Annotated in this window: 6 protein-coding genes and 1 pseudogene; 4 read left to right on the top strand and 3 right to left on the bottom strand. The window is 64.9% G+C overall.

Going from position 1 to position 5,836, the window contains the following annotated elements; all coding sequences use genetic code 11:
* Positions 1-649, bottom strand: a 649-nt coding sequence (locus tag PSV33_RS00545; protein WP_300557502.1) for a DNA topoisomerase, incomplete at its 3' end; no start/stop codon positions are given.
* Positions 646-1,164, bottom strand: a complete 519-nt coding sequence (locus PSV33_RS00540; protein WP_300557500.1) for a TlpA disulfide reductase family protein — start codon at positions 1,162-1,164, stop codon at positions 646-648. The genes PSV33_RS00545 and PSV33_RS00540, both read right to left, overlap by 4 nt.
* A 74-nt stretch (positions 1,165-1,238) precedes the next feature.
* On the opposite strand from PSV33_RS00540, the gene PSV33_RS00535 reads away from it, so the two are divergent.
* The 3 genes from PSV33_RS00535 to PSV33_RS00525 are packed head-to-tail and all read left to right on the top strand — an operon-like array spanning position 1,239 to position 3,499.
* Positions 1,239-1,934, top strand: coding sequence for an SET domain-containing protein-lysine N-methyltransferase (locus PSV33_RS00535; protein ID WP_300557498.1), 696 nt, complete (start codon positions 1,239-1,241; stop codon positions 1,932-1,934).
* 12 nt (positions 1,935-1,946) lie between these two features.
* Entirely contained in the window at positions 1,947-2,813 is an 867-nt protein-coding gene (locus PSV33_RS00530) for a biotin--[acetyl-CoA-carboxylase] ligase (protein WP_300557496.1), read from the top strand.
* Positions 2,807-3,499, top strand: a complete 693-nt coding sequence (locus tag PSV33_RS00525) for an SPOR domain-containing protein (protein ID WP_300557494.1) — start codon at positions 2,807-2,809, stop codon at positions 3,497-3,499. The genes PSV33_RS00530 and PSV33_RS00525 overlap by 7 nt, the downstream gene beginning before the upstream one ends.
* 91 nt (positions 3,500-3,590) lie before the next feature.
* Here the strand turns inward: PSV33_RS00525 and PSV33_RS00520 are convergent, their stop codons facing one another.
* Positions 3,591-4,523, bottom strand: a complete 933-nt coding sequence (locus tag PSV33_RS00520; protein ID WP_300557492.1) for a LysR family transcriptional regulator — start codon at positions 4,521-4,523, stop codon at positions 3,591-3,593.
* Between the two features lie 201 nt (positions 4,524-4,724).
* On the opposite strand from PSV33_RS00520, the pseudogene PSV33_RS00515 reads away from it, so the two are divergent.
* A pseudogene (locus PSV33_RS00515) lies at positions 4,725-5,836 on the top strand (indolepyruvate ferredoxin oxidoreductase); the annotation flags it as partial.

Below are 5,836 nucleotides of genomic sequence, written 5' to 3'. Positions count from 1 at the left end.
ACTTGCGGATTTTTTCCTCGCGCTCGACCACCACCGACAGCGTCGGCGTCTGCACGCGCCCCACGGTGGTCAGAAAGAAGCCACCATCACGCGAGTTGAAGGCCGTCATGGCACGCGTGCCGTTGATGCCGACCATCCAGTCGGCTTCGGAGCGCGAACGCGCAGCGTCGGCCAGGCCCTGCATCTGCTGGTCGCTGCGAAGGCTCTCGAAGCCGTCGCGGATCGCGGCCGGTGTCATGGACTGCAGCCAAAGCCGCTTGACCGGGTGTTTGCTCTTGGCGTACTGCTGGATCAATCGGAAGATCAGTTCGCCCTCGCGGCCCGCGTCGCAGGCGTTGACGAGGGCGTCCACGTCCTTGCGTTTGGTCAGCTTGACGATGGCATTGAGCCGCGTCTTGGTCTTGTCCATCGGCTTGAGGTCGAAGTAGGGTGGAATCACCGGCAAATTGGCAAAACTCCACTTCCCGCGCTTGACGTCAAACTCTTCCGGCGCCTGGATTTCCACCAGATGGCCGACAGCCGAGGTGACCAGCCAGTCATCGCTTTCAAAGTACTCATCGTGTTTTTCAAACTTGCCCGCGGTCGGCGTCATCGCCCGCACAATGTCCTGTGCGACCGAGGGTTTTTCTGCAATCACCAGCGTTTTCATAAGTACTTCTTCAAACCTTCTACATCTTCGGGGAGCATTTCCCCGCTTTCGGCAAACAGCACTTTTCCGCTGTTGCCATTGACTTTCACAACCACCACCACCGGCAAACCGTCCGGCTTGGGCAGCACTCTGGCCACGTCAGGGGTCAGCATCCCGGCGGGAAAGCTGTAGCCCCGGGTCTTCATGTAGTTGACCGCCGCAGCGGCCTCCTTGTCAATCGACAGCGCCAGCACCTCCAGCCCCTGCGCCTTCTGCGCCCGCCACAAAGCCTCAATGTAGGGTGACTGCACCGCACAAAAAGGGCACCAGCTGGCCCACCAGTACACCACAAGCAGCTTTCCCTGCATCTGCCCGGGCGTCCAGGGCCGCCCGTCCAGCAGGGTCAGGGCCGGCAAGGTCAGGGTGCTGCCCAGCCTGGGCAAGGGGCTGTCCGAACCCCTGGACCAGGCCAGCGGCCCCAAGCCCGCGGCGGCCAGCGCAACGACGGACTCGATGGCCTTGCGGCGGTTCAACATGGCTTGCTCCTTGCGTGCATCACTACAATAACGGCTTCGCGCGTGCGCATGCGCGCACCCGCATGTGCGCGCACATGCATGAATTAACCATACCAAAAAAATACGTCGTGTCAAAAACTCAGGTCTCTGCCCCCCTTTCCAGCCCGCCTGCCAGACCCGCTCCTGAAGCCGGCCGCCGTATTCAAACCCGGGTATCCAACGTCCATGGCAAGGGCGTGTTCGCCGTGCAGGACCTGGCCGAAGGCGAGACGCTGATCGAATACGTCGGCGAAGTGATCACCTGGAAAGAGGCCCTGCGCCGTCACCCGCACGACCCGAAGGACCCGAACCACACCTTCTACTTTCACATCGATGAAAAGCATGTGATCGACGCCAAGTACGGCGGCAATTCCTCGCGCTGGATCAACCACAGCTGCAATCCCAACTGCGAGGCCGACGAACAGGACGGCCGCGTGTTCATCAAGGCGCTGCGCAACATCCCCGCCGGCGACGAGCTGTTTTATGACTACGGCCTGATCATCGACGCGCCCTACACGAAAAAACTGCTGGCTGAGTACCCGTGCTGGTGCGGCGCCAAAAACTGCCGCGGCACCCTGCTGGCGCCCAAGGACGACAAGCCGGGCAAAAAGGAAAAGAAGAAGGACAAGCCGGTGAAGGGCAAGCAGCTCCGGAAAGAGCTCAACAAGGAACTCAAGAAAGTCCTGAAGAAAGCCGGCAAGACCGGAAAAGCCGGGAAGGCCGGCAAACCAGACCAGGGCAACAAGGACTGAGCGGTCCCGGCCGTGTATCCCCCTCCTGCCGCCCCCATCCGCTGGCCTGCCGAGGCCATCTGGGAAGCCGTGGCGCCGGTATTGCCCGGTTTCACGGTCGAGGTGCTGCCGCAGCTGGATTCGACCAACACCGAACTGATGCGGCGTTTCCGGGCCGCCGGGCCTGACGCATGCGCGCCCGTGCTGCTGGTGGCCGAGCAGCAGACTGCCGGTCGTGGCCGCATGGGCCGCAGCTGGCAAAGCAGCGTCGGCGACAGCCTGACCTTTTCCCTGGGCCTGCCCCTGAAGCCGGCCGACTGGTCGGGCCTGTCGCTGGCGGTCGGCATCAGCATTGCCGAAAGCCTGGAGCCCGGCAACCCCGCCGCACCTGCCATTCGCCTCAAATGGCCCAACGACCTGTGGCTGGGCAATACGAGCGGCGAATCCAAACTGGCAGGCGTCCTGGTCGAAACCGCCAACTGGGGCGAGCAGCGTTATGTGGTCATCGGTGTCGGCATCAACGTCCGACCGATGGCGCAGCCGCTGACCCCTGCCGGCGCCGGCCAGCCGCCCGCACTGGCACCCGGCGCCCTGCAGACGCTGCTGCCCGGCATCGACGTCGCGCAAACGCTGCTGCGCGTGGCGGCGCCGCTGGTGCAGGCGGTGCAGGCTTTTGGCCTGTTTGGTTTTGCGCCGTTTCAGGCCCGTTATGCGGCGCGTGACGCGCTCGCCGGGCGCGCCGTGCAGCTGTCCGACGGCACCCAGGGCGTGGCCCACGGGGTCGGCGAAAACGGCGCGCTGCTGGTGCATACTGCGGCTGGCATGAAAGAAATCACCAGCTCCGAAGTCAGCGTCCGGCCCGTGACACCCCCCACCGCAGGCAGCGCGCGCCCATGCTGAGGCTGCTGGTGCTGCTGCTGGCGCTGGCCAACGTCGCCTACTTCGCCTGGTCCCGGGGCGCGCTGGCGCCGCTGGGCATGACGCCCAGCGTGCAGACCGAGCCCCAGCGCATGGCCACGCAGATCCGGCCCGAAGCCATCCGCCTGCTGACGGCCGACGAAACCCGGCAGCTTGAAAACAGCGGCAGCGCGGCCCGCCCGGGCAATGGCGCCAGCGCCGCGGCCGAAGCCGCCGCGCCTGAATGCCTGCAGGCCGGCCTGTTCAACGAGCAGCAGACCACGGCGCTGCGGGCCAGCCTGGAGAAAGCCCTGCCCCCCGGCAGCTGGCAATTCGAAAGCAGCGCCGAGCCGGCGCGCTGGATTGTCTACATGGGCAAATACCCCAGCGAAGACGCCCTGGCCAAAAAACGCAACGAGCTGCGCCAGCTCGGCGTGGCCTTCCGTCCGGTCAGCAACGACGCGCTGGCCCCCGGGCTGGCACTGGCCAGCTTTGCGCAGCAGGCCGACGCTGACAAGGAACTCGCGCGTATTGCCAACAAGGGTGTGCGCACCGCCCGCGTGGTCCAGGAGCGTGCCGAAGCACGCGGCCAGATCCTCAAGCTCGCCGCGGTGGATGCCGCCCTGCGCACGCAGCTCGACACGCTCAAGCCGCAGCTGGAGGGCAAGGCGCTGCGGCCCTGCCCTTGAATCGCCGGGCGTCTGTTTGCTACATATTCGATAGTTGTTTGCGCCCGCTGTATATGGGCTGGCGGCTAATTTGGCTTACAAGACTGTGACCTCAGCGGGCCTGTGCACGCACCGGCCGCTTGAACAGCTTGTGCACCAGCGCCCGCATCCACTGGTGCGCCGGGTCCTTGTCGGTGCTGCTGTGCCAGACCAGGCGGACTTCGTACGCCGGCACACCGGGAATGCCCCAGACCCGGCAGTCGTAACGCTGGCGCAGGTTGCGCGCATACATTTCCGGCACGATGGACAGCAGGTCCGAGGTGAGCGCAAGGTCAGGCAGTGCACCGAAGTGGCGCGCCCGCAGCACGATGCGGTGTTCCAGCTTCATGCGCGCCAGCATCTGCTCGACGCTGCCGTGAAAGGTCGCGGTAGGCGCAGCCACGACAAAGGAGGCCTCGGCCAGCTGCTGCGGCGTCAGGCTGCGGCCACTGCGGCCGGAGGCGGGCCGCCACTGCGGTGCGGCGATGGCCACATAACGCTCACTGAACAGCAGCTCGGTGCGTATGCCCCGGTGGCGCGGCTGCAGGATACCGATGGCCAGGTCAATCTCGCGCGCCTCCAGCGCAGCCGCCACGTCGCCGGAGGCCACCGAGATATTGGACAGACGCGCACCCGGTGCCTGGCTGCGCATCGCGCCGGCCAGTTCCGGCAGGAACAGCATCTCCCCGAGATCGGACAGCGACAGCCGCCAGTGCATGTCGCTGTGAAGCGGATCGAACTCCTCATGACCGGTGACCAGCGTCTCCAGCGCCAGAAGCTGGGCCAGCACCGCAGGCGCCAGCTGCTCGCACAGGCGCGTCGGCTTCAGGCCTGACGGCGCGCGCACAAACAGGTCATCCTCGAAAAAGTCGCGCAGCCGGGCCAGCGCATTGCTGGTGGCCGGTTGCGACAGGGCCAGCGTCTTGCCGGCCAGCGTCACCGAGCCGGTGCGGTGAATGGCCGCCAGCACACGCAGCAGGTTGAGGTCGAGTTGACGGAAATTCATTGCCGCGCCTTTCGTGAAGAACCCTGTGAAGGGGGCTCAGGGTTGTCCCGAATTATTGATCAAACCGATGTGCCTCATTCATACAATCCATTTGCATGATGCTTTCAAGCTGCGTAAATTGCGTTGCAAACAGAAGGCCATTGATGCAGCAAGCACCTATTTCCCAGACCACGAACGCCGTTGCGGTCCACGGGGCGACGCATGGCTGAACGCTCGTTTGCCGCCGAGGTGGAAAAACTGCGCCTGGGCGCGGGGGAAGAGTTTCGTGGCGAAGGCATCCTGGCCGTCACCAAGGCCCTGCTGCAGTCGGGCGTGTCTTATGTCGCCGGCTACCAGGGTGCGCCGATTTCACACCTGATGGACGTGCTGACCGATGCCAACGACATCCTGCAGGAACTCGGTGTGCGTTTCGAGCACAGCGCCTCCGAAGCCACCGCCACTGCCACGCTGGCCGCGTCCGTCAACTACCCGCTGCGCGGCGCGGTGACCTTCAAGTCCACCGTCGGCACCAACGTGGCCTCCGACGCGCTGGCGAATCTGGCCTCGGGCGGCGTCACCGGCGGCGCGCTGCTGATCGTCGGCGAGGACTACGGCGAGGGTTCCAGCATCATGCAGGAACGCTCGCACGCGTTTGCCATGAAGTCACAGGTCTGGCTGATGGACCCGCGCCCCAACCTCGAAAGCATTGTGCAGGCGGTGGAAATGGGGTTTGAGCTGTCCGAAGCCAGCCGCACACCGGTGATGCTGGAGCTGCGCATACGCGCCTGCCATGTGCACGGGCGTTTTCCCACCAAGGACAACAAACGCTCGGCTTTCACGCTGAAGGACGCGATGGAAAACCCGCAGCGCGACGCCAGCCGCATCGTGCTGCCGCCGGCCAGCTACGCGCAGGAGCAGGAGAAAATCACCGAGCGCTGGCCGGCCGCGGTGAAGTTCATCCAGCAGCACCAGCTCAACGAATTTTTCGCCGAGGATGCGAAAGACTTCGGTATCGTCATGCAGGGTGGCCTGTACAACAGCGTGTTGCGCTCGCTCGAGCTGCTGGGCCTGGCCGATGCCTTCGGGCAGTCGCAGGTGCCGCTCTATGTGCTGAACCTGACCTACCCGCTGATCGACGACGAGTTCAAGCGCTTCTGCGCCGGCAAGCGCGGCATCCTGCTGGTCGAGGAAGGCCAGCCCGACTTCATCGAGCAAAACGTCAACACCATCCTGCGCCGGGCAGACCTGCAGACCCGGGTGCACGGCAAGGACGTATTGCCCATGGCCGGCGAATACACCGGCGGCGTGGTGCTCAAGGGCCTGGCCCGCTTCAT

It is taken from the genome of Polaromonas sp. (genome assembly GCF_029945895.1).
GTDB lineage: Bacteria > Pseudomonadota > Gammaproteobacteria > Burkholderiales > Burkholderiaceae_C > Polaromonas.
Note: the sequence above shows the minus strand (reverse complement) of the source record. Positions and strands in the feature narration are given on the sequence as shown.